The sequence below is a fragment of the Streptomyces cylindrosporus genome (assembly GCF_022698165.1).
In the GTDB taxonomy this organism is placed as follows: Bacteria; Actinomycetota; Actinomycetes; order Streptomycetales; family Streptomycetaceae; genus Streptomyces; species Streptomyces cylindrosporus.
Genome location: NZ_JALDAY010000006.1, coordinates 250,229 through 274,001, shown reverse-complemented (window position 1 = coordinate 274,001; position 23,773 = coordinate 250,229). Strand labels below are relative to the sequence as shown.

The 23,773-nt window shown below is 72.8% G+C and carries 16 protein-coding genes; 2 read left to right on the top strand and 14 right to left on the bottom strand.

Annotated elements, in window-relative coordinates; all coding sequences use genetic code 11:
* Nucleotides 1–3: 3 nt before the first annotated feature.
* From MQP27_RS21040 to MQP27_RS20990, 11 genes are all read right to left on the bottom strand, one after another.
* Entirely contained in the window at nucleotides 4–513 is a 510-nt protein-coding gene (locus tag MQP27_RS21040; protein WP_242766832.1) for a MarR family winged helix-turn-helix transcriptional regulator, read from the bottom strand.
* A 110-nt stretch (nucleotides 514–623) separates the two neighbouring features.
* Entirely contained in the window at nucleotides 624–2,180 is a 1,557-nt protein-coding gene (locus tag MQP27_RS21035; RefSeq protein ID WP_242766831.1) for a carboxylesterase/lipase family protein, read from the bottom strand.
* Nucleotides 2,181–2,196: 16 nt separating this feature from the next.
* Nucleotides 2,197–2,835, bottom strand: coding sequence for a GOLPH3/VPS74 family protein (locus MQP27_RS21030; RefSeq protein WP_242766830.1), 639 nt, complete (start codon nucleotides 2,833–2,835; stop codon nucleotides 2,197–2,199).
* 123 nt (nucleotides 2,836–2,958) lie between these two features.
* On the bottom strand, nucleotides 2,959–3,618 hold the full coding sequence (locus tag MQP27_RS21025) for a response regulator (protein WP_242766829.1): 660 nt from the start codon (nucleotides 3,616–3,618) through the stop codon (nucleotides 2,959–2,961).
* The gene (locus MQP27_RS21020; protein ID WP_242766828.1) at nucleotides 3,615–4,754 is read right to left on the bottom strand and encodes a sensor histidine kinase; all 1,140 of its coding nucleotides are present in this window, start codon (nucleotides 4,752–4,754) and stop codon (nucleotides 3,615–3,617) included. Before MQP27_RS21020 ends, MQP27_RS21025 begins: the two co-directional genes overlap by 4 nt.
* 145 nt (nucleotides 4,755–4,899) lie before the next feature.
* Nucleotides 4,900–5,616 (bottom strand): alpha/beta fold hydrolase, encoded by a 717-nt coding sequence (locus MQP27_RS21015; protein ID WP_242766827.1) that lies wholly within the window; start codon nucleotides 5,614–5,616, stop codon nucleotides 4,900–4,902.
* A 20-nt stretch (nucleotides 5,617–5,636) separates the two neighbouring features.
* Nucleotides 5,637–6,605, bottom strand: coding sequence for an alpha/beta hydrolase (locus MQP27_RS21010; RefSeq protein ID WP_242766826.1), 969 nt, complete (start codon nucleotides 6,603–6,605; stop codon nucleotides 5,637–5,639).
* Between the two features lie 39 nt (nucleotides 6,606–6,644).
* Complete coding sequence (locus MQP27_RS21005; protein ID WP_242766825.1) at nucleotides 6,645–7,640, bottom strand: helix-turn-helix domain-containing protein; 996 nt, start codon at nucleotides 7,638–7,640, stop codon at nucleotides 6,645–6,647.
* Nucleotides 7,625–8,650 (bottom strand): AraC-like ligand-binding domain-containing protein, encoded by a 1,026-nt coding sequence (locus MQP27_RS21000; protein ID WP_242766824.1) that lies wholly within the window; start codon nucleotides 8,648–8,650, stop codon nucleotides 7,625–7,627. The genes MQP27_RS21005 and MQP27_RS21000 overlap by 16 nt, the downstream gene beginning before the upstream one ends.
* 36 nt (nucleotides 8,651–8,686) lie before the next feature.
* Nucleotides 8,687–9,676, bottom strand: coding sequence for an alpha/beta hydrolase (locus MQP27_RS20995; RefSeq protein WP_242766823.1), 990 nt, complete (start codon nucleotides 9,674–9,676; stop codon nucleotides 8,687–8,689).
* 25 nt (nucleotides 9,677–9,701) lie between these two features.
* Nucleotides 9,702–12,284 (bottom strand): helix-turn-helix transcriptional regulator, encoded by a 2,583-nt coding sequence (locus MQP27_RS20990; RefSeq protein WP_242766822.1) that lies wholly within the window; start codon nucleotides 12,282–12,284, stop codon nucleotides 9,702–9,704.
* A gap of 136 nt (nucleotides 12,285–12,420) precedes the next feature.
* Here MQP27_RS20990 and MQP27_RS20985 point away from each other — a divergent pair, with 136 nt between their 5' ends.
* Both MQP27_RS20985 and MQP27_RS20980 read left to right on the top strand, forming a co-directional pair.
* Nucleotides 12,421–15,222 (top strand): helix-turn-helix transcriptional regulator, encoded by a 2,802-nt coding sequence (locus tag MQP27_RS20985; protein WP_242766821.1) that lies wholly within the window; start codon nucleotides 12,421–12,423, stop codon nucleotides 15,220–15,222.
* A 99-nt stretch (nucleotides 15,223–15,321) separates the two neighbouring features.
* Nucleotides 15,322–16,125, top strand: a complete 804-nt coding sequence (locus MQP27_RS20980; protein ID WP_242766820.1) for a hypothetical protein — start codon at nucleotides 15,322–15,324, stop codon at nucleotides 16,123–16,125.
* Between the two features lie 12 nt (nucleotides 16,126–16,137).
* Here the strand turns inward: MQP27_RS20980 and MQP27_RS20975 are convergent, their stop codons facing one another.
* From MQP27_RS20975 to MQP27_RS20965, 3 genes are all read right to left on the bottom strand, one after another.
* On the bottom strand, nucleotides 16,138–18,630 hold the full coding sequence (locus MQP27_RS20975; protein WP_242766819.1) for a SpoIIE family protein phosphatase: 2,493 nt from the start codon (nucleotides 18,628–18,630) through the stop codon (nucleotides 16,138–16,140).
* Between the two features lie 77 nt (nucleotides 18,631–18,707).
* On the bottom strand, nucleotides 18,708–22,982 hold the full coding sequence (locus MQP27_RS20970; protein ID WP_242766818.1) for a HAMP domain-containing hybrid sensor histidine kinase/response regulator: 4,275 nt from the start codon (nucleotides 22,980–22,982) through the stop codon (nucleotides 18,708–18,710).
* 260 nt (nucleotides 22,983–23,242) lie between these two features.
* The gene (locus tag MQP27_RS20965) at nucleotides 23,243–23,608 is read right to left on the bottom strand and encodes an STAS domain-containing protein (protein WP_242766817.1); all 366 of its coding nucleotides are present in this window, start codon (nucleotides 23,606–23,608) and stop codon (nucleotides 23,243–23,245) included.
* Nucleotides 23,609–23,773 lie beyond the last annotated feature (165 nt).

The following is a 23,773-nucleotide window of genomic DNA, read 5'->3' as shown; positions in this document are numbered from 1 at the left end:
GGCTCACGTCTCTTCGGCGTCCGCCCCACCGAACCACAGGGTCGCCTCCCGCGCGGCGAGGAAGGCCCGCATCCCACGCCGGAGAGCGTTCCGCTCGGCGGGCTCCATCGCCCCGAGCACCGCCGCCAGCGCGTGCGTGCGACTCACCGCGACGTCCTCGAGCGCCCGCCGCCCGTGACGGGTCAGACTCAGCCGCACCTCGCGCCGTTTGCGGGGGTGCAGCGCCCGCTCCATCAGCCCGGCCGCCTCGAGCCGGTCGCACAGCCGGCTCGCCGTGGGCAGTCCCGTCTCCAACCGTTCCGCCAGACCGGTCAGGTTCAGGCCGGGTTCCGCGTCCAGGGCCCGCAACGCCCTCAACTGGTGCACGGACAACCGCAGCGTCGCCGCCTGAGCAGCGACCGACCACAGGAGCGTCAGGCTGTCCACGGCGTCGGCGATCTCCGCCGCGAGAGCTTCCGGCCGATGTTCAGGTCCCTCCGAGTGGGCGCCGCAGGGATCACCTAGAGGAGTCACAGAAGGGCAACTTTCTGCAAAAACGGGCAGTCCAGATATCACCTCACTCAAACGCAGTACCCGATGACCCGACGGGCAAGCGGACCGCGCCGCAGTGATCCGGTGTGCGGTCAGTCGAGGGCGTTCCAGAAGGCGCAGTGGTGGCGGGCCGGTGCCGTGCGGGTGGGCAGGACGTGATCCGGTGCCAGGGAAAGCACCGTCCCACGGGGCCAGCGCGGGGACGACGGACCGTTCGGGTCGCCGGTGCGGGCGAAGCGGGCCCAGTAGTCGATCATGGTGTCGGCCAGGCGGTGCTGCGCCGCGCTCAGCTCGCGGGGGCGGCCGCCCAGGTCGAACAGGTAGGGCAGTTCGGCGGCGTGCTGCGCGCCGAGCGGGAACGGCGGCGTACCAGGGGTGAGCGGCGGAGCGTGTTCGTCGGCGAACTCGTAGCGCCAGAGCGGTACATGGGCCGCGAGCAGGCCGTCGGTGCGCGCCGTCGGGCAGGCGAAGTCGGCATCGCCGATGACGGCCCCGAACACCGGGCCGCCGTCGCTGCGGTGCACCGGGTATTCCCGGACGATCGCCTTCGCCTGTCCCGGAGCGGGGAAGAAGGCGGCGACCACATCGGGCCAGGTGCCGGGGTTGACGGGGTGACCGGCCTGGATGATCCCCGCGGCCCAGCCGTTGCCCTCGTCGTGGTTGTTCCCGATCAGTACGGGGGCGTGGCGGAAGCGGCCCGCGGCGATCGCCGCCGCGGGATCGGCGGGCAGCAACGGCGTGTCGTACGCGGGCTGTTGGTCGCTGTCCTGGGCCGCGAGCAGCCGGGACACGTCCACACGCCGCAGGCAGGCCAAGACGTCGCGTCCGGTGCCGCAGCCGACCTTCGCCGCAAGGTCGTCGCCCGCCGCGCGCGCCGTGGACAGCGGGACGGAGGACGGGGCGAAGGGCCGGTCGGCGCGGCCGGTGCACGGGCCGCTCTGGATGATCGCCCGGTCGAAGAGGCCCGCGGCGGCGGGGGAGGCGAGCTGGGCGCAGACGCCGTAGCCGCCCGCGGACTCGCCGGCGAGCGTCACCTCGTGCGCGTCCCCGCCGAATGCGCCGATCTCGGCACGTACCCAGCGCAGCGCCGCCTGCTGGTCGGCCAGGCCGAAGGTGCCGGAGCCGGGCAGCCCGCGGTGAGCGAGGAAACCGAGGGCCCCGAGGCGGTAGTTGACGGTGACGACCACGACGTCCCCGCGGACGGCCATGCGGTGCGCGTCGTAGGAGCTGCCCGCTCCGGTGGTGAAGCCGCCGCCGTGCAGCCACACGATCACCGGCCGCGGGCGGGCCGGCCCTGCCCCGTCGGGCGTCGTGACGTTCAGGTAGAGGCAGTCCTCGTCGGTGCTGCCGCCGGGCACCTCGCCCGCCGGCTGCGGGCAGGCGCTCGCGGGCCGGGACGCGTCCCGTACCCCGGACCAGCCAGCCGCGGGCCGGGGCGGCGCCCAGCGCAGAGTGCCGAGCGGGGGAGCCGCGTAGGGGATCCCCTGGAAGGTGCGGTAGCCGTCGTGGGCGGCACCCCGCACCAGGCCGTCGTGGGTGCGCACCGTCGTGGCGGGCGCAGGATGTGTCGGTGGGGCTGCGGACCAGGCCGTCGCGAGTACGGCGGCCACGGCGCAGCCCAAGGCGGTCAGGGCACGGTGCATGCTCATCGGAATCCCCGTTCGTTCAGCCGCCGCCCATGCCACCCTGTGCGGCGATCATGGTGGTCGGCAGAGCGCGTACGGCCTTGGCGAGGCCCGGCGCGAGGACGGCGAGTGTCCCCGTGCAGGCGTCGATGCGCGCCCGGTGGGTCTTGTGGTCCTGCCGTGAGACGACCGAGCGGATGCCGCCCGCCGCGGCCAGCGCCAGCAGCGCCGCGTCGGCGGCCGGGAGGTCCTGCACCGGGCCGTCGCCGTGCAGCGCCGCGGCCACGCGGGCGCGCACAGCGGCGGGCACGGCCCGGTCCGTAACAGTCAGCCGCCGTTTGCCGACGAAGGTGCGCGGTTCCTGCACGGTCAGGACGCCCGCCGCGGCGAGCCGGTCCTCCACCTGTGCCAGTGACCGCCTGCGGTGGCTGCGCACGAGCTGCTTCCAGCCGTGCCCCGCGCCCGCGTCACGCAGGACGCCGTCCAGAACGGGGTCCCCGACCGGTCCGGTGCCGGTGACGGCGACCGTGCCGTCGCCCTCCTCCAGCCGACCGCGCAGGGCCAGGTCGACCAGGGCGGCGGCCCGCACCAGGAACCCGGTGCGGGAACGGTCGTAGGGGCCGGCGGCCGAGGCGTCGTAGGCCAGCAGATACATGAGGCAGGGCAGGTCGTCGATCACACCTCGACGCTAGGGTCGGCGACCCCGCCCGCGGATCGGCCGTACGAGCGGTTCGCCACTGGGAACACAGGAGGACCGGGGCCCGGCCTCATCCTTGAGGAGGAGGCGACCAGGAGGCCGGCGTCACGGGCGACGCGGCTGTACGAGGCCGTGGTCGTAGGCGGCGACGACGGCCTGGACGCGGTCGCGCAGGCCCAGTTTGCGCAGCACAGCGGTGACATGGTTCTTGACGGTGGCTTCCGACAGGCCCAGCCGTCCGGCGATCTCCGCGTTCGACAGGGCCTGCCCGATCAGGGTGAGCACCTCCCGCTCCCGGCCGGAGAGCTCCCGCAGCGAGGGCGGCGGCGCCGGGTCGGGCGTGGTGCGCAGGAACCGGTCGAGGACGCGGCCGAGCACGGTCGGTGCCAGCAGTGCGTCGCCGCGGGCGGTGAGCCGGATCGCCTCGACGAGCTCGGTGGGCCGGATGTCCTTGAGCAGGAAGCCGCTGGCCCCGGCCCGCAGCGCGGCGACCACGTGCGCGTCCACGTCCCAGGTGGTCAGCACGAGCACCCGGGCCGGGCTGCCGCCGTCCACGATCTGCCGGGTCGCCTCGATCCCGTCCACGACGGGCATGCGTACGTCCATCAGCACCACGTCCGGCGCCAGCTCCCGCGTCAGCCGTACCGCGTCACGGCCGTCCGACGCCTCGCCGACCACCGCGAGATCCTCCCGCGCATCGATGATCATGCGGAATCCGGTACGGACGAGGACCTGGTCGTCCGCCACCAGCACGCGCAGCGTCATGACGCGTCCTCCACCGGCAGCCGTGCCGCCACCTCGAATCCGCCCCCGGGCAGCGGAGCGGCGCGCAGGCTGCCGCCGACGAGCCGCGCACGTTCCTTCATGCCCACGAGCCCTCGCCCCGCTCCCGCCGCCGGCCAACTGCCGTGTCGTGTACGGCCGTTGTCGGACACCCTGACTTCCACACACTCTTCTCCGGATGCCACGCGCACATGCACCTCGTCGGCGCCGGCCGCGTGGCGCAGCGTGTTGGTGAGGGCCTCCTGGACGATCCGGTACGCCGCCAGGTCCACGGCGGCCGGCAGGCCGACGGTGGAGCCCTCGCAACACATGTGTACGGTCAGCCCGGTCGCGCGCACGGAGTCGGCCAGCTCGTCCAGGCGCGCGAGCCAGGGCCCCGCCGCCCGCCGCTCCGCGACCTCGTCCTGTTCCGCGTCGCCGTGGAACGCGCGCAGCAGCAGCCGCAGTTCACCGAGCGCCGAGCGGGCGCCCGTCTCGATCGCCTGCAGCGCCTGGCGCGCCTGCGCGGGTTGCCGAGTGAACACGTCATCGGCGGCGCCCGCCTGAATCACCATCACCGACAAGGTGTGCGCCACGACGTCGTGCACCTCGCGCGCGATCCGCGCTCGCTCCTCCATCACGGCCCGGCGCGTCTCCGCCAGCGTCCGCGCCTGCTGAGCCCGGCGCCACTGCCCCGCGGTCCACGCCAGGAGCACCGCCAGCAGATACACCGTCCCACCCGCGGGCCCACCCGCCCCGAACGCAAGCGGCGCCGCCAGGCACATCACCGCCAGGGCCCAAACCGACACCCGCCGCGGCCTGGTGGCCGACAGCACACACAACACGACCTGAGCCGCGAGCAGCGCCCCCGTCAAGGACACCGCCGGCAGCAACGCCCACACGGCGAGGCCCGTCACCTCGTTCACCGCCAGCACGACGACCGGTGAACGCACCTGCCACCTCAGGGCGCAGACCTGCGTGAGCACCAGTGCCACGGCCACGATCAGCCGCCCGACCTGATCCGCGCCGGCGACGACCACCGACGTCCCCACAACCACAAGGACCAGCCCGGCCGACCCCCACCACAGGCCCCGAGCCTCACCGACAAACCCGTCGTACGGCTGCATGCTGCGGTCCACGTCCCGACCCTATCCGGCGGGACGGACCGGGGCCCGCAGGAGACCGTTCCCACATCGTCGACGTCACAACCGGCATGCCCGCTGACGACGAACGGCGCGGCCGGACAACCGTACGGTGTCCGGCCGCGCCGCGCCGTGCGTCGCGTCAGCTCGTCGCGCGTACCGCGTCGCGGATCAGGTCGGCGACAGCCTTCGGCCGGGACACCGCCACGGCGTGCGAGGCGCCCTCCAGCTCGACGATAGTGGCCCCGGCCCGCTTGGCGCCGAAGCGCTCGACCTCCGGGTTGATCGCCTCGTCGGCGCCCGCGACGAGCGCCCAGGACGGCTTGGTCCGCCACGCGGCAGCGGACGCGGTCTCCTCGAACGCCGCGGCGGCCAGCGGGCGTTGGGCCGCCGAGAGAACCTTGGTGACGTCCGCGGGCACATCGGCGGCGAACACCGACGGGAAGGCGGCCTCGGCGATGGTGACCTCCACGGCCGGGTCACCGCCCGGGACCGGGTACGTCCACTCCTTGAGGCTGCTGACCAGCGGCGACAGCGGGAAGCGGCCCTGCAACTCGCCGAGGCTCTCGCCCTCTTCGAGGACATAGGCCGCCACGTACACGAGCCCGACCACGTTCTCGGTGACCCCGGCCACGGTGATCAGCGCGCCGCCGTAGGAGTGGCCGACGAGGACGACCGGGCCGTCGATCTGGGACGCCACGGAGGCGATGTACGCGGAATCCGAGGCCAGTCCGCGCAGCGGGTTGGGCGGCGCGATCACGGGGATGTCGTGGCCCTGCAACTCCGCGATGACCCCGGACCAGCTGCCGGCGTCGGCGAAGGCGCCGTGCACGAGCAGGACGGTGGGAGTGGTGGGCATGTTCGGTTCTCCTTCTCGGATCAGCCGTGCAGGGCGGTGCGCAGGGTGTCGATGGCCTGTTTGATGGCGGCGTCGGCGGCGTGGGTGGCGCGCAGGGCGTTGAGCATGACGAAGTCGTGGATGATGCCCTGGTAGCGGACCGCGGTGACCGGGACGCCGGCCGCGCGCAGCTTGTTGGCGTAGGCCTCGCCCTCGTCGCGCAGGACGTCGGCCTCGCCGGTGATGACCAGGGCCGGCGGCAGCCCGGTCAGCTGTTCGGGGGTGGCGCGCAGGGGGGAGGCGGTGATCTGGGCGCGGTCGGCTGCGTCGGTCGTGTACTGGTCCCAGAACCACTGCATGGCGTCCCGGCGCAGGAAGTAGCCGGTGGCGAACTGGTGGTAGGAGGGGGTGTCGAAGCTCGCGTCGGTGACCGGGTAGAACAGCACCTGCGCCAGCAGCGGGAGGCCGCCGCGCTGCTTCGCCATCAAGGTCAGCGCCGCGCTCATGTTGCCGCCGACCGAGTCGCCGGCCACCGCGATGCGGGACGGGTCCAGGCCCTTGGCCGTGCCGTGTTGGACGATCCAGCGGGCGACGGCGTAGTTCTGCTCGATGGCGACGGGGTAGCGGGCCTCGGGTGAGAGGTCGTACTCGGGGAAGACCACCGCGGCGTTCGCGCCGACCGCGAGTTCGCGCACCAGGCGGTCGTGGGTGTGGGCGTTGCCGAAGACCCAGCCCGCGCCGTGGATGTAGACGATCACCGGGAGGGTGGCGGTGGTGCCGGCGGGCTTGACGATGCGGGCCCGGACGCTGCCGGTCGGGCCGCCCTCGACGGTGATCCACTCCTCGTCGACGGCGGGCAGGGTGATCTCGCCGGACTGCACCTCGTCGACCGCCTTGCGGCCCTCCACCGGGCCCAGATCGAAGAGGTAGGGCGGGTTCGCGGTCGCCTCCACGAAGGCCTGGGCGGCCGGCTCCAGCACCGGCCGGACCGGTTCCACGGCGTCGGACATGTGGTTCTCCTCAGTGTTCGGATGAGCTCTGCCGGGACGTTAGAACGGAGAGAGCGGCGGGCTTTGCGCGCCAGTGCACCGGTGCTGGTCCGGCAGTGCACTCGGGAGCCCCTGCCGCTGCCCCCGGTACTGCGCCGGGGACATCCCGTACTCCTTGCGGAAGGCATGGCTGAAGTGGGCGGGGCTGATGAACCCCCACCGCCCGGCCACGGCGGCGATGGTCAGGCCGGCCGCCGTGGGGCGGCCGAGTTCGGCCCTGCACACCTCCAGTCGCCGTCGGCGGATCCAGCCGCCGACCGTGGCGCCCTGCTCCTGGAACAGCTTGTGCAGATAGCGCAGCGAGATGCCGTGCTCGTCGGCGAGTGCGCGCGGGGTCAGTTCCGGTTCGGCGAGGCGGGTTTCGATGGTGGCCTTGACGCGGTCGATCATCGTGCTCGGCCCGGCATCGGCCGGCTCGGTGGCGTCCAACTGGTCCGCCGCCAGGGTGGCGAGGACGTCCGCGACCGCGCCGGCGAGTTCCTCGCCGGCGGCCGGTGGGGTGGCGAGGATCTCCTGCACCAGCCCGGACAGGAGCGGCAGCAGCAGCGCGGCCGGTCCGCCGGGCGTGGCGCCGACGACCTTCGCGGTGACCCTGCGTATCTCCGGCTCCGCCAGCCGCAGTATCGGACGCGGAACCATCAGCACCCGGGCGCGCTGACGCTCCGGCAGCGTGAGCCGGAAGGACCGGCTCGCGTCGTAGAAGGCCAGGACCCCCGGGTGCAGGTGCGTGCGGCGGCCGTCCTGGACCAGGTGGGCGCTGCCTTCCAGCTGGAGGCGGGCGAAGAGGTGCGCCCTGCCGTCCGCCGTGTCCCGCGTGGTCCGTACGACGTCCACGGCGTCGCACTCCTCGGCCGCGACCTGGAGTGCGCCCAGCCGGAGCAGCCGGACGCAACCCTGCCAGGATTCCGGGTCCGCGCGGGTGACCAGCCGGAGATCGCCGTAAGCGGTCGACAAGAGCCGCTTTCCGTACGGCAGTTCGCTCAGGTCGCCCGGCACCAGTCCTCCTCCGTGAAGCGCCGGGCCCGCTCGGCTTGGAGCCAGTCGGTGGGGGAGGTGCCGTACTCCCGGCGGAACGCGCGTCCGAAGTGCGCGGTGCCGCTGAATCCCCAGCGGCGGGCGACGCTGCCCATGCTCGCGGCCGCGGTCAGTTCCCTGCGGCACTCCTGGAGTCGTAGGCGGCGGATCCAGTTGCCGACCGTCGTGCCCTCCTGCTCGAACAGCCGGTGCAGATAGCGCACCGAGATGCCGTGGGCGCGGGCGATGACGGCGGGAGTGAGGTCCGGCTCCGCCAGGTGCCAGCGGATGTACCTCTGGACGCGCAGCAGGAGCACCCGGTCGGCGCCGGGAAGACCGGCCGGTTCGTCGCCCAGGTGCTGTGCGGCGGCCGCGGCCAGCAGGCTCACGGCGCTGTCGGCCATCCGGCCGGCCACCGGGCCGGAGTAGGACCCGCACGTGTCGGCCAGTCGCGACAGGAACGGTGACAGCAGGGCCCCGAGCCCGCCCACCGGGCGTACGGCCCGTGCCGTGATCCGTCCCAGGGCTGCCTCCGACTGGCCGAGGAGGCCGCGTGGCACGGCGAAGATCTTCTGCTGGAACCGTTGCGGAAACCGTGTGCGGTAGGGGCGGAGCGTCTCGAAGAAGGCGATGTCGCCGGGCCGCAGTTCCGTGCACCGGCCGTCCTGCTCGACCTGGGCCGTGCCGCTGTCCTGCACGGCGACGAAGACGTGCTCGCCGTCGCCGCGGGCGACATGGTGCGGGGACCGGTGGATGTCTCCCGGATCGCAGTCGACCGTGGTGATACGGAGGTCGCCGAGACGGTCCGTACGCATGGTGGCGTCGACGGCCCCGGCCTCGGTGGTGATGTCCATTCCCACGAGCGTGGCGAGCACGGCGTCACGCCAGAAGTCCAGGCTCTCGCGCACCGGCACGCAGCTGGTGGAGAACACCTGGGCGTGTGGGCGTGCCGCGGAGCCGTCTTCTGTGAAGGAATCGTAGAAGGCTGACATACCCGTCAGCGTGCCGTCGGCCGGGGTGCGGACGCATCAGTCGGTCGACTGGTCCGCGCGCCCGAGCCGAGCCCGCAGGAAGGCGGCGCCCTGCCGCACGGCGCCCCGCGCCGGAGGGCTGTCACGCAGTGCCGTCAGAGAGACGAAGTCGTGGACCGTGCCCAGGAAGCGGACGGCCGTGACCTCGACTCCCGCGCGGCGCAGCCGGTCCGCGTACTGTTCGCCCTCGTCCCGCGTCACATCGGCCTCCGCCGTGATCAGCAGGGCCGGCGGCAGCCCCACCAGCTGCTCCGGGTCGGCGCGGAGCGGGGAGGCGGTCGGCTCGGCCAGGTCCCGGGGGTCGTCGCTGTACTGGCGCCAATAGTCGCGCAGGGCCTGACGGGTGAGCAGATATCCCTCGGCGAACCGGTGCTGGGAGGCGCTGGCGCAGCGTGCGTCGGTGATCGGGTAGTACAGCAGCTGGGCACGGATGTCCGGGCCGCCGCGCGCCTTGGCCAGCAGGGTGAGCGCGATGGCCAGGGTGGCCCCGGCGCAGTCCCCGGCCACCGCCAACCGGCCCGCGTCCAGCCGCAGTTCGCCCGCGTGGCCGACCACCCAGGACATGAGGGCGTAGCACTCCTCGACGGCCACGGGGTAGCGGGCCTCCGGGGTGCGGCTGTACTCGGGGACGACGGCGGCCACGCCCGCGCCGGTCACGAGGTCGCTGACGAGCCGGGCGTGGGTCTGCGCGTCACCCAGCGCCCACCGGCCGCCGTGGAGGTAGAGCAGCACGGGAAGCGGCCCCTGCGCCGCGGGCGGCCTGAAGATCCAGAAGCCCACCAGTCCGGACGGTCCCACGGGCGCCACCTGGAAGGCGGCGTCCACGGCGAAGTCCTCGATCCGGTGGACCTGGGACTCCCTCAGCGCCTGACGGCCGACATCGGGCGGCAGCTCGTGCAGGAAGGGCGGCGCCGAGGACGCGTCGACGAGGCGTTGCGCCAGCGGATCGAGCACCAGGGGGCACGGGTGCGGCCCGTCCGGCTCCATGCTGCGATACCCGCCTTTCGCCCGGTCACTTCTCGTGCACGAGGAGATCGCGCAGCTGGTGGCGGCTGCTGACGCCGAGTTTGGGATAGACGTTGTAGAGGTGCGAGCCCACGGTACGCGGCGACAGGAAGAGCTGTTCGCCGATCTCGCGATTCGACAGGCCGTTGGCGGCCAGTCGCACGATCTGCCGTTGCTGGGCGGTCAGTTCACCCAGCGGATCCGCCGACGCGGGAGCTTCTGACACCCCGCTCGCCCGCAGTTCACCGCGCGCCGACTCGGCCAGGTGCCGGGCGCCGAGCCGGGTCGCCGTTTCGAGTACGACGGTCAGCTGGGCGCGTGCCTCCAGCGGCCGTCTGCGTCTGCGCAGCCATATCGCGTAGTCCAGGCGGGCCCGAGCCCGTTCCAGGGGCCAGCGGGCCGCCTCCGGGTTGACCACGGCCAGCTGGAAGTGGTGCTCGCTGTCCGCGTCCTCGTCGACCAGCGCCGCCGCGTGGTGCATCAGCAGCGTCATCCGGGTCGTGGGCCGCGCGCCCTGGCTGCGCCGGACCCGCACGAGGACGTGCGCGGCCTCCCGTTGACGGCCCGTGCGATGGGCGGCGACGGCGAGTTCGGCGATACAGCGCGGGGAGAGGAAGGGGTCGAGGGGTTCGCCGTCGTCCGCGAAGAGCGTGCGCAGATGCCGGAAGGCGCCGTCCCCGTCGCCGAGGACCAGGGCGCTCAGACCGCAGGCCCGCAGCATGCGGGCGTGAGTGGCCCGGTTCTCGTGCAAACTGACGGAGCGCCAGTTGGGGCCGGTGAACCGGGTGCCGGGCACGCTCTCGCCGCGCAGGGCGCCCAGGGTCGTCCGCAGCGCTTCGAGGTCCATCTCGACGCGGGTCCAGCGGTGGACGGCGGCGTGCGAGAGGCCCTCCTTGATCAGGGATTCCGCCTCCGCCCACCGCCCGAGGCCCAGCAGCGTCTCCACCTGGGCCGCCAGCGTCCAGGCGAGCGGGCCCAAGGCGCCCTGTGCGCGCAGCAGTTCACCCGCCTGCCGGAACTGCTCCGCGCACAGATCCGACTCGTCGGTGTGGTGGGCGAGTGCGGCGCCCGCGAGCAGCCGGGCCGGGCGGCTCGAACCGGTCGCGGCGAGGGCCTGCACGGAGGCGAAGATGTCGGCGTGTTCTGATCCGTTCTCCGGTGCCAGGCCGAGCAGGCGCCTCAACTGCCGCCAGTGTTCGGGCAGTCCGGACTGGCGGGCGATGCCCGTCGCCACCGCAGCCAGAGCGAAGGCCGTCGAGGCGTCGGCCGCGCGCGCCCGCCGTGCCGTGTCGAGCAGGAGATCGAACGCCTCTCGCTGGTACGACAGCAAGGACAGCGCCCCACTCATGGCACAGGCCGCGGCACACATCCCCTGCGGATCGCGGTTCGCCCGCTCCAGCGCCCCGTACAGCTCCCGCACCCACGCCGGGTCTCCGAGGTCGCTCGCGGCGGCCAGCGCGGCGGCGAGACGTCGGGCGCGGTCCCGGCCGTGCGAGCCGAGCAGCGCCGCCTGTTCGAGCGCGCGGGCCGCGGTGAAACGGTCACCCCGACCGGACGCCTCCTCCACGGCTGCGGCCACGGCCTCGTCCGGACCGACGGCGGCAGCGGCCAGGTGCGCTGGACGATGGGGGGATACGGCGGCCAGATCGCGGTGGGCCTGCCGGCGCAGTTGGGCGGGCGGCCGGTAGAAGGCGGCCGTACGTGTGAGCGGGTTGCGGAAGGCGAGCCGCCCGTCGGTGACGGTGATCAGCCCGGCTGTCTCCGCCGGGGCCCACACGCCCAGGTCGTCGGTGCCCAGGGCGGCCATGACCGGGGCGAGTTCCTGGTGCGGCCAGGCGGCAGCCGCGTACAGCAGAGCGTGCCGTGTTCCTTCCGGCAGCGCGTCCAGTTGCGGGGCGTACAGGGCCTGGATGCGCCGGGGTTGGCGCGTGGCACGGCTGAGCTCGATGATCGCGAGCGGGTTGCCTTCGGCCTGCCGCAGCAGCTCCAGCCTGGCCCCTCCGGTGGGTGCGCCCGGCTGCGCGTCCAGCAGCCGGGCCGCTGCCGGTGGTGACAGGGGGCCGAGAAGCAGTACGGCGAGGTCCGCGGGTGCGGCGGGCGGAGGCGCCTCGCCGTGGGCGGTGAAGAGGACGGTGACGGCCTCGCCGGACAGCCGTCGGGTGACGTAGGACAGGACGGCCAGGGAGTCGCGGTCGCAGTTGTGGAGGTCGTCGACGGTCAGCAGGACCTGGCCTGTCCGCCCGAGGCGAGTCAGCAGGGCCAGGACCGCGTTGCTCAGGTCCGCTCCCTCCGGCGGCACGTCGTCCTCCGTCGGCGCGAGGAGGGCGTGCAGCGCCCGGCGCCTAGGCTCCGGCAGGGCATCGGCCTCGGCCAGTACGGGCAGGAGGAGCTGGTGCAGACAGGCGTACGGCTGCTGCGCCTCCTGCGGGCAGGCACGCGCGGACAGGACGCGGGCACCGCGTTCCCCGGCCCGCTGCTCGGCGATCCGCAGCAGCCGGGTCTTGCCGGTGCCGGTCTCGCCCAGCACGAGCAGGGGGTGCGGCCCGTCGGTGCACTGCTGCACCGGATCGAACGCCGCCTGCCAACCCACTGCCGAACTCCTGCTCGCCGCGACCCACCCGATGACCGGGATGCTGTCAGGGGCGTGCCGGGCAGCGCTTCTGTCATGTGACCAGTCATCCGCCGCGACCTGGCAGGATGGAGGCGCAAGGGGGGAGCGGATCTTCATGGACTTGGGTGCCTTCGGTGCCGGGCGGGCTGACGGGCCGGCGATCCTCGGCAGGGATCGTGAACTGTCGCGCATCACGCGGCTGATCGACGCCACGGACGGCGACGGCCCCAAGGTGCTCGTCCTGACCGGAGAGCCGGGTGCGGGCAAGAGCACCCTGGTCGACCGGGCCGCCGTACAGGCCGCGGAGCGCGGCCTGCGCGTGCTGCGGGTACGTGGCTGCGAGGGCGAACAGGACCTCGGCTTCGCCGGGGTGCACCAGCTGCTGCGGCCGGTCCTCGGCGGGATCGACGGGCTGCCCGGGCGCCAACGTGACGCCCTCTCCCATGCGTTGGGTCTGGGCGAGGCCGACGAAGCGGCGGCGCCGGACCCGCTGTTGATCAGGACCGCGGTGCTGACGCTGCTCTCGGACGCGGCGGCGGAGCGCCCGCTGCTGATCGTCGTCGACGACGCCCACTGGCTGGACGTCGGCTCCCTGGACACGCTGGCCTTCGTCGCACGGCGTCTGGACGGGGAACGAGCCGCCCTGCTGCTGGCGGCACGCGAGGAAGCGGTGCCGGCCCGCTTCGACCGTGACTTCCCCCATCTGACGGCCGGCCCGCTGGACCGGGCCGCGGCCGGGCTCCTGCTGGACAGCGGGCCACGACCCCCGCAGGGCCGGGTTCGGGCGCGGATCCTGGAGCTGGCGGCAGGTAACCCCCTCGCCCTCATCGAGCTCGCCCGGGCCTTCGCCAGGGATCCGGGCATACGGGACTTCGGCGCGGCGGGTTCGCTGCCCCTCACCGCCCGGCTGGAGCAGCTCTTCGCCGCCGACCTGCCCGCCCTCCCCGACCCGACGCGGCGCGCCCTGCTGGTGGCGGCGGCCGCGGGCACCGCACAGCTCTCGGACGTCCTGGACGCCCTGCCCGACGCGGGTACACCGCAGGTCTGGGAACCCGCAGAACAGGCGGGGCTGGTGCGCGTGGAGGCCGGCCAGGTCCGGCTGCGCCACCCCCTGGTCGGCTCCGCCGTCTACCAGGCCGCGTCCTTCGCCGAACGCCGCGAGGCCCACCTCACTCTCGCCGCCGCGCTCACCCACGAACCCGACCGTCGTGCCTGGCACCTCGCCGCGGCCGCCTCCGGACCCGACGAGGATGTCGCCCGCGCCCTGGCCGAGAGCGCGGAACGCTTCCAGCAGCGTGGCGGACACGCGGCCGCGGCCACCGCACTCGAACGCGCCGCCGAACTCACCCCCGATCCGCGGCAGCGGGCCCGGCGGCTGCTCGCCGCGGCCACGTCGGCCATGTACGCCGGGCATCCGCAGTGGGTGGGGGAGAGCGCCGGCCGCGTCAGCACACTGACCGACGACCCCCAGCTCCTCGCCGAGGCTTCCCTGCGCGCCGGCTGGTCCCTCGCCGTCACGCTGCGGCACGACGACTCCCTGGCCTTCCTGCTGCCCGTGGCCGAATCGATGGCCGGCTCGGCACCGGCTCTCGCCCTGAGCGCGCTGGGGACGGCCGCGACGCCTGCGTACAACTCGGGCGATCCCCGCTACCGGCACGAACTCCAGCGGATCGGCGACCTTATCGCACCGCAGCCGGACGAGACCGACCGCGTCTGGCCCCGGGCGGCCGGCAGTCCCTTCACGGACCGCCAGCAGACCCTGAAGAACCTCGCCCACGCCATCGACGCCCTGCCCGACGGCTCCCTGACCGGGCTCGTCTCACTCGGTGGCGCGGCCTGGATCCTGGACGAGACCGACGAAGCCGTACGCCTGCTCGGGCAGGCCATGGACCAGCTGCGCCGCGCCGCCACCGCCGGCGCCAACTGCACCGTCGCGCAGGCCCTCGCCCTGGCCCACTTCGAGAGCGGAGCCTGGGACGCGGCCCGATCCGCCGCCGAGGAAGCCTTCTGGATGGCCACCGAGGCCGGCGCGGACAACGTCGCCGTGGGCTCACCGCTTCTCCAGGCCACCCTGCTGGCCGCCCGCGGGGACCACGCCGGCGCGCGAGCACAGGCGGAGGACGCCGTCCGCGGCCGGGACCTGCGCAAGTCCCGCAGCCTGTACGTTCGTCACCGCCACGCCCTCGCCCTGGCGGCCCTGGCGCAGAGCGACCACGAGTCGGCGTACGGCCACCTGCGCCGCACGTTCACCGACGATGCCCGCCCGGCACCGGTCCACTACCACGCCTCCCTCTACCAGCTCGCCGATCTCGCCGCCGCAGCCGTGCGCACCGGACAGACGGACGACGCTCGCACGGTGCTCAGCGCCGCCGAAGGGACACTGGAGGAGCACCGCTCCGCCCGCCTCGCCGCGATCGTGCACCGGGCCCGCGCCCTGCTCGGCGACCCCGACGACGCCGAGCATCACTTCCGTGCGGCCGTCGAGGACCCGGCTGCCGCGCGCTGGCCCTTCGAACACGCCCTCGCCCGCCTCGACTTCGCCGAGTGGCTACGGCGCCGCCGACGCACCGCCGACGCCCGGCCCCACCTCACCACCGCCCTCGACATCTTCGGACGACTGGACGCACGCCCCTGGGCCGAGCGCGCCACCGGGGAGCTGCGTGCGACGGGCGTGACCGTGACCCCTCCCGCCGCGCACCAAGCCCTGGCCGACCTGACACCGCAGGAGCTGCAGATCGCCCAACTGGCCGCGGAGGGCCTCACGAACCGCGACATCGGCGCCCGGCTCTACCTCTCGCCCCGCACCATCGGCTTCCACCTCCACAAGATCTTCCCCAAGCTCGGCATCACGGCCCGCGCCCAACTGCGCGACGCCCTCGGCCGCGTCGCCGATCCGGTCAACTGGCCGCCCCTGTAAGGCGGTTGTGAGAGTTTCCGCTCGACGCACGCCCCTCTCCCCGCCTTGTCTGTTCCATGCCAAGCTGGGATGGGTCACGAGTGGCAGGGGGGAGCGGACGTGAACGCAGGACGCCGGAGAGCCGTCTTGTTCCTCGCGACGCTGGGGACCTTCGGCGCGGCGCTGGCTGGGCTGTACGCGCTGACGGTGCTCTGGCTCGCCCATGACGCGGCCGACCGGTGGGCCGTGGCCATCGCCTTCGCCGTCGCGGCCTCCGGGGCGGTCGACAAGGCGCTGTCGCCGTGGGCCGACGACACCCCGCCCACCACACCGTCCCCGCCCCCGGACCCAGACCCGGTTCCGGATCCATCCGACCCGGAACCGGAACCTTCCACCGGACGACCCCCAAGAACCCGCCAGCGCGTGACGACCGCCGTGGTGACGGCTGCTGCCACAGCCGCCGTGGGGGCCATCGTCTACGGGGTGGTGGCACCGAAGGACGGAAGCGGCGACACCACGTCAGCCTCCCGCGACTACACCCTGGTCTACGGACACCGGACGCTGTCGTTGAAGAACTACAACTACTTCTTCGACCTGCGCGCCGGGGCGGTCAGCGGTTCCGAGACCGCATGGAGCGTCAGCACGAACGCCGGCGGCGACGGCAAGGGCGCCTTCGAAATCCAGCCGCTGACCGATGCCTACGTCGTCCCCGGCAACACCGTGCCGAGCCCCGCCCAGTGCGCCGCCAAGGCCACCCGCCACCCCACCGAGGGACGCATCCACTTCCGCCAGGCCCCACCGGGCCGCACCGTCTGCCTGCGCGACACGACCAACGGCGACGTCGCCGTGTTCACGGTCATCGACGTTGACCACGGCAACTACGCGACGACGGACGAGATCACCTACTACCGCCACCGGAGCTGACCGGCCCCCCCACTAGGTCACCCGGACACCGACGACGCACGTGTCGTCGTCCGTGTCGGATCTGCTGTGGGTGAGCAGGCGGTCCAACTGCTGTTCCAGCGTGGGCTGAAGAGTGCGCGCCATCGTCAGCAGGTGGGTCAAAGACTCCTCCACCGAGCGGTCGCGGCGCTCGATCAAGCCGTCCGTGTACATCAACAAGGTGTCGTCGACGGCGAGTTGCACCTCGTGCTCCTCATAGGCCGCCTCCGGCACGGCACCGAGCAGCAGCCCCGTGACCAGCGGCAGGGGAGTGGCCTCGCTCCCGCGCACCAGCACGGGCGGCAGATGGCCCGCCCTGGCCCAGCGCAGGCTGCGGCGGTCCGGGTCGTACAGGCCGCAGACCGCCGTGGCGGTGACGGATCCGGTCAGATGGTGGGCCACCATGTTGAGCCAGGACAGCAGCTGCCCCGGCCCGGCACCGGTGACGGCGAGACCGCGCAGCGCGTTGCGCAGGACGACCATGTTGGTCGCCGCCTCGATGCCGTGCCCGGCGACGTCCCCCACGCACAGCAGCACCAGCCCGGAGGGGAGCACGACAGCGTCGTACCAGTCGCCGCCGACCAACTGCTCGGTCTCGGCGGGCCGGTAGCGCACGGCGACGCGCAGCCCCGGCCGCTCCAGCGGGGCCTGGGCGGGCGGCATGATGGCGTGCTGCAACTGGAGGGCCAGCCGGTGCCGTTCGCTGGCCTGCTGCTCGCTGTGGGCGAGTTGGTCGCGGGTGGCGGCGAGGGCGACCTCCGTCCAGTGGTGGGCGGAGATGTCCTGGTAGGCGCCGCGCACGACGTACAGGCGGCCGTCGGAGTCGAGGACCGGCTCGGCGGCCACCCGGATGTGCCGGGTGACGCCGTCGGGCCGCTGCAGCCGGAAGGCGGCGGCCGCAGGCCGGTGGTGGTGCAGGACCGTGCGCAGGAAGCGGCCGAGGGCGACGGCGTCGTCGGGGTGGGCGTGGGCGGGCAGCTGCTCCAGGGGGACCGGCCCGTCGGCGGGCGACTGGCCGTAGAGGTGGTGGAGCTGGCCGTTCCAGGTGATCTCGCCGGTCAGGAGGTTCTCCTCGAAACCGCCGATACGGGCCAGACGCTGGGCGTGCTGGAGCAGGTTGGCCAGCCGTGCCGTCTCGTCCTCCGTGCGCCACAGCAGCAGGACGCTCCCGCCGTGCCGGCTGATGCTGATGTCGGCGACCGCGGCCAGCGGTACCTCGTCCACCAGGGCGGTCAGCCGCATGCGCTGGGTGCGGAAGGGCTCGCCCGTCGCGTAGACGCGTTCGATCTGTTCGAACAGTCCGCTCTCGCCGGCGGCCATGGGGTACGCCTCGAGGAGCAGCGCTCCGCTGACGACTCCCCGGGGCCGTCCCGCGGGGTCGAGGAAGCGGGCGTTGACATGGTGGATGCGGAAGTCGACGAGGTTTCCGTCGGCGTCCACCTGCGGGACCAGGACCAGCGCGGGGTCGTGCAGGCCGTCGGCCAGGTCCATCAGCTCGGCGGCGTCGGGCAGGAGACGGGGGCTCGGGTCGTCGTCCGGGCCGCTCAGGGCATTGGTCTCCAGGGTGTGCGCGCACAGTTCGGCCAGGGCCTCGATCTGGCGGACGATCTGCGGGGGTTGAGGCTCCAGCGGCGTAGGCCAGACGATTTCCAGAACGCCGTGGATACGGCCCGCGGCCGACGCCGGCACGGCGGCCCGGCCGCCCTCGGGGTGCTGGTGCTGACCGACGGACGGCAGGCCGGTCTCGCTCAGGCGGCCGATCCACTCGCCCGTCCGCTCGGTGAGGCCGCGGCGCGCAACAGTCGCCACCCCCGGCGGGACATGCCGCCAGCGGCTCGCCTCGGCGGGGGAGAAGCCGGCGCTGCCCGCGAGGGTGAGGGAGCCGTCGGCCCCCAGCGCCCAGATGGCCACGGCCACCGCGCCGAGCGGGGTGAGGGCGTGTTCCAGCAGGGAGTCGGCGACGGCCTGCGCATCCTGGGCGGCCAGTGCGGCGCTCTCCGCGGACCGCAGTCCCACGGCGGACGAGCTGTGTTCCGGTGCGTCTGGTGCGCTGTTTCGGCCCGCGGCGGCTGCGAGGAAGGCTGCTGTCACTTCGGAGAGCCGGTCGCGGGAGGCCTGGTTGATGACCTCGACGGCGAACTCCAGCGGTGTCACGCCCGCCTGTTCGGTCAGTTCGGCGAGCTGGCGCGCGGCCTGCGCCGGCCCGCAGCCCAGCCGCTCGACGAGGATGCCCTTGGCCAGCTCGATCAGGGCGCGCCCGTCGGCCTCGGCCTGCGCCGCCCGCACCTCGCGGCGAAGCCGCTCCACGGTCGCGGCCAGTCTCCCGACGGGGGAGGTCTGGACGACGGCGTCCTCACCGTCGTTGCCGGCCCGGCCCGGGGCGGTGCCCGGGCGGGTGGCCGGCACTTGGGCGGGCCCCGCTGCGGGCCGGGGCACCCCGCCGGTGGCGGGGACGTCCGGGTCGGACGGCTGGTGAAGTCGGCTCACGTGAAGACGGTTCCTCGGCTCGGACGTCCAGGGACGGCGCAGGGGCGACGGGCACGCCGGGCGGCGTGCCCGTCCGGTCAAGCGGGCAGCCTGCGCCGTACGCGGTCGATGAGGTCGTTGGCGTCGACGGGCTTGGTGACGTAGTCGTTGGCCCCCGACGCCAGGCTCTTCTCCTGGTCGCCCGGCATCGCCTTGGCGGTGACGGCGATGATCGGCAGGTCCGCGTACTGGGGCATGGAGCGGATCTCCGCGGTGGCGGTGTAACCGTCCATCTCCGGCATCATCACGTCCATCAGCACCAGGCAGACCTCCGGGTGGGCGATCAGCATCTCGATGCCCTTGCGGCCGTTGTCCGCGTGCAGGACCTGGAAGCCGTGCAGTTCGAGCACGCCGCTGAGCGCGAAGAGGTTGCGTGCGTCGTCGTCGACGACCAGGACGGTGCGGCCGAGGAAGGAGTCGTCGACGACCTGCGTGGCGGGCTGCTGGGGCTCGTCCGAGCGCACCAGGGTCAGCACGTCTCCCGGCTCCTCGGCGGACAGGTGCAGCGTGATGCGTTCGCGCAGCTCGTCCAGGCTGGCCAGGAAGTCCAGCGGACGGCCACCCGCGCGGGAACGCAGCAGCTGCTCCTGCGCCGGGTCCATCCGGTGACCGGTGTGCACGAGCACGGGCACGCCGGCCAGCGCCGAGTCGCCCTGCATGGCCTCCAGGAGACGTACACCCTCCTCGTCGGGCATGCCGAGCTCCAGCACCACACAGTGGCAGGGGTCGGACGCGAGGGCGGCGGCCGCTTCCTGGGCCCCGACGGCCGTGATGATCTCGATCGCCCCGTGCGGGTCGTCCGGTGCGGGCGCGAGGTCCGCGACGGCGCGTTCGGCGACGAGGGTGAGCAGACCGCGCAGCCGCTCCTCGACCACGAGCAGACGGCGCCTGCGCTGCTGCGGCGGGGCGGACGAGGTGGCCGCCGGGGCCTGGGCGGCCGGTTGCTCCGGCGGACCGGCCGTGTCCTGCGGCAGCTCCGGCACCCGGCCGCCGCCGAGTACGTCTTCGAAGTCGGCGCGTGCGACGGGCAGATAGAGCGTGAAGGTGCTGCCCTGGCCGGGCGTGCTGTCGACGGTGACGGCCCCGCCCAGCAGGTGGGCGATCTCCCTGGTAATCGACAGGCCCAGGCCCGTGCCGCCGTACTTGCGGCTGGTGGTGCCGTCCGCCTGCTGGAACGCCCCGAAGATCGTCTCCAGCTGCTGCTGGGGAATGCCGATGCCGGTGTCCTTCACCCGGAAGGCCACGACCGGGCCGCCGCGGTGGACGCCGGAGGGCACTTCCCGGTCCGCCGCGGGTTCGATACGCAGCTCCACGCCGCCCTGCTCGGTGAACTTCACCGCGTTCGACAGCAGGTTGCGCAGGATCTGGCGCAGCCGGGAGTCGTCGGTGAGCAGGTCGGCGGGGGTGCCCGGCGCGGTGGCCACCGTGAACTCCAGGCTCTTCTGCGTCGTCATCGGCCGGAAGGTGGCCTCGACGTACTCCAGCAACTGGCGCAGCGGGACGCGCTCGGGGGCGACGTCCATCTTGCCGGCCTCCACCTTCGACAGGTCGAGGATGTCGTTGATCAGCTGGAGCAGGTCCGAGCCCGCCGAGTGGATGATGCCCGCGTACTCGACCTGCTTGGGGGTGAGGTTGCGCGAGGGGTTCTGGGCGAGCAACTGGGCGAGGATCAGCAGGCTGTTGAGCGGGGTGCGCAGCTCGTGGCTCATGTTCGCCAGGAACTCCGACTTGTACTTGGAGGCCAGCGCCAGTTCCTGCGCGCGGGTCTCCAGTTCCTGCCGGGCCTGTTCGATCTGCAGGTTCTTCGCCTCGATGTCGCGGTTCTGGGAGGCCAGCAGGGAGGCCTTCTCCTCCAGCTCGGCGTTGGAGCGCTGCAGTTCGTCCTGCTGGATTTGCAACTCCGCGGAGCGCGCCTGGAGTTCGGCGGTCAGCCGCTGCGACTCGTCCAGCAGTTCGTCGGTGCGGGCGTTGGCCACGATGGTGTTCAGGTTGACGCCGATGGTCGGCATCAGCTGGGCGAGGAAGTCCTGGTGGATCTGGGTGAAGCGGGTGACGGAGGCCAGTTCGATGACGCCGAGGACCTGGTCCTCGACCACGATCGGCAGCACCACGAGGGCGCTGGGCACGGCGTGTCCGAGGCCCGAGGAGATGGTGACGTAACCCGGCGGCAGCTCCTCCACGGTGATGGCCCGTCGGTTGCGGGCGGCCTGACCGACCAGCGAGCGTCCCACAGGGATGCGGATGGGCCGGTCGGCGTCGTCGGGACAGCCGTAGGAGCCCACCAGCCGCAGCTCGTGACCTTGCTCGGTGTCCTCGGCCAGGTAGAAGGCGCCGTACTGGGCGGCGACGAGCGGTGTGAGCTCGTCCATGATCAGCTCGGCGACGACGGGCAGGTCCCGGTGGCCCTGCATCAGGCCGGAGATGCGGGCGAGGTTGGTCTTGAGCCAGTCCTGCTCCTGGTTGGCCCGGGTGGTCTCGCGCAGGGACTCCACCATGGAGTTGATGTTGTCCTTGAGCTCGGCGACCTCGCCGGACGCCTCCACCGTGATGGAGCGGGTCAGGTCGCCCTCGGCGACGGCGCTGGCGACCTCGCCGATCGCGCGCACCTGACGGGTGAGGTTTCCGGCCAGTTCGTTGACGTTCTCCGTCAGGCGCTTCCAGGTGCCCTCGACGCCCTCGACCTCGGCCTGCCCGCCCAGCCGGCCTTCGCTGCCGACCTCGCGGGCGACGCGGGTGACCTCGGCGGCGAACGACGACAACTGGTCGACCATGGTGTTGATGGTGGTCTTCAGCTCCAGGATCTCGCCGCGGGCGTCCACGTCGATCTTCTTCGAGAGGTCGCCGCCCGCCACCGCCGTCGTCACCAGGGCGATGTTGCGGACCTGGCCGGTGAGGTTGTTGGCCATGGAGTTGACGTTGTCCGTCAGGTCCTTCCAGGTGCCCGCCACGTTCGGCACGTGCGCCTGGCCGCCGAGCCGTCCCTCGGTGCCGACCTCGCGGGCCACGCGGGTGACCTCGTCGGCGAAGGCGGAGAGTGTGTCGACCATGGTGTTGATGACGTCGGCGAGCGCGGCGACCTCGCCCTTGGCCTCGACGGTGATCTTCTGCGACAGGTCTCCGCGGGCGACGGCGGTGGCGACCTGGGCGATCGAGCGGACCTGGCCGGTCAGGTTGGACGCCATCACGTTGACGTTGTCCGTCAGGTCCTTCCAGGTCCCCGACACGCCCCGTACGATCGCCTGCCCGCCCAGATTGCCCTCGGTGCCGACTTCGCGGGCGACGCGGGTGACTTCGTCGGCGAAGGCGGAGAGCTGGTCGACCATGGTGTTGATGGTGTTCTTGAGTTCGAGGATCTCGCCGCGGGCGTCGACGGTGATCTTCTGGGAGAGGTCGCCCTGCGCGACGGCGGTCGCCACCTGGGCGACGTTGCGGACCTGGGAGGTGAGGTTGCCTCCCATGAAGTTCACGGAGTCCGTCAGGTCGCGCCAGGTGCCCTTCACGCCCTTGACGTCCGCCTGCCCGCCCAGCCGGCCTTCGGTGCCGACTTCGCGGGCGACGCGGGTGACTTCGTCGGCGAAGGCGGAGAGCTGGTCGACCATGGTGTTGATGGTGTTCTTGAGTTCGAGGATCTCGCCGCGGGCGTCGACGGTGATCTTCTGGGAGAGGTCGCCCTGCGCGACCGCGGTGGTCACCTGGGCGACGTTGCGGACCTGGGAGGTGAGGTTGCCCGCCATGAAGTTCACGGAGTCGGTCAGATCCCGCCAGACCCCGCCGACACCGGGCACCTGGGCCTGCCCGCCCAGCCGGCCTTCGCTGCCGACCTCGCGGGCGACGCGGGTGACCTCGGCGGCGAACGAAGAGAGCTGGTCGACCATGGTGTTCACGGTCTCTTTGAGCTGCAGGATCTCGCCGCGCGCCGGCACGTCGATCTTCTGCGACAGGTCGCCCTTGGCCACCGCGGTCGCCACCTGGGCGATGTCGCGCACCTGTGTGGTGAGGTTGCCGGCCATGGCGTTGACCGAGTCGGTCAGGTCCGCCCAGGTGCCGGAGACCCCCGGCACCTCCGCCTGACCGCCGAGGGTTCCCTCGGTGCCCACCTCGCGTGCCACGCGCGTGACTTCGGAGGTGAACAGGGACAGCTGGTCCACCATGCCGTTGAAGACCGTGGCGATGTCGCCGAGCAGGCCCTCGCCGTCGGACGGCAGCCGGGTGCCGAAGTCCCCGTCCCGCACGGCGGTCAGGCCGGCCAGCAGCTGCCGCAGTTCCTGCTCGCCCGGACCGTGTTCCACGGCCTCGATCGTCTTGCCGGTCATGCGCACCCTCGTCCCGCTCCCAGGAGCCCCCACGCCGAGGGCTCGGAACCGCGCCGGGCCGTGAAGCCCTGCCCACCGCCCGCGTTTCCGCTGTTCACGGATTCGCACGGTGAGGAAATCCGGTGAAGGTTAACGCAGTTGTCGGACGACAACCAAAGCCTGGAGCGAGCTTCCCGGCCGTGCGGAAAATGTGCGGAGAAGGCGGCATGACGGCACGCGGCCGGGGTACTCGCCTCGGTTTGCCGACCGGCCGGAGGCGGTCACCGGGCGAGGGCGTCCTGGACGGTCGGGTGACAGGTGACGATGGTGTCGAGACCCACGAGCTGCACCGTCCGCAGCACGGGGCCCTGGGCGCCCGCGAGCCTCAGCCATCCCCGCGCCGCCTGCGCGGACTGGTGGACGGCGATGAGGGCGTTGATCCCGCTGGAGTCCATGAACGTCACCCGGCTCAGATCCACGACCACCCGGTGTCCGGCGGTGGGGTCGGCCGGAGGCACGGCCCGGGTGATGGCGCCGGCGTTCTGGTGGTCGATCTCGCCGCGGAGGCTGAGAACGACGACTCCGTCGGCCTCGGTCCGGACCACGTGCAGCCCACCGTGCTCCGCTGCTTCCTGGTTGTCCGCCACTCGTATCCCCTGCGTACTCGACGGGACCGGCCATGTCTTCGTTGGCACCGTTGCCCCGGAAACCGTGCGCGATGCGTGCACATGGCCCACACATGTACGCGTGGCGCAGGTGTAGGGCGGGAATTTCGGGGAAGTCGCGCGCTCATGAACGGGGTATTGCACATG

Coding starts and splice junctions, on each gene's coding strand:
- MQP27_RS20970 (WP_242766818.1), bottom strand. CDS start 22,982: ATGACCGGCAAGACGATCGAGGCCGTGGAACACGGTCCGGGCGAGCAG.
- MQP27_RS21035 (WP_242766831.1), bottom strand. CDS start 2,180: ATGAGCATGCACCGTGCCCTGACCGCCTTGGGCTGCGCCGTGGCCGCC.
- MQP27_RS21025 (WP_242766829.1), bottom strand. CDS start 3,618: ATGACGCTGCGCGTGCTGGTGGCGGACGACCAGGTCCTCGTCCGTACC.
- MQP27_RS21010 (WP_242766826.1), bottom strand. CDS start 6,605: ATGTCCGACGCCGTGGAACCGGTCCGGCCGGTGCTGGAGCCGGCCGCC.
- MQP27_RS20995 (WP_242766823.1), bottom strand. CDS start 9,676: ATGGAGCCGGACGGGCCGCACCCGTGCCCCCTGGTGCTCGATCCGCTG.
- MQP27_RS21000 (WP_242766824.1), bottom strand. CDS start 8,650: ATGTCAGCCTTCTACGATTCCTTCACAGAAGACGGCTCCGCGGCACGC.
- MQP27_RS21015 (WP_242766827.1), bottom strand. CDS start 5,616: ATGCCCACCACTCCCACCGTCCTGCTCGTGCACGGCGCCTTCGCCGAC.
- MQP27_RS20985 (WP_242766821.1), top strand. CDS start 12,421: ATGGACTTGGGTGCCTTCGGTGCCGGGCGGGCTGACGGGCCGGCGATC.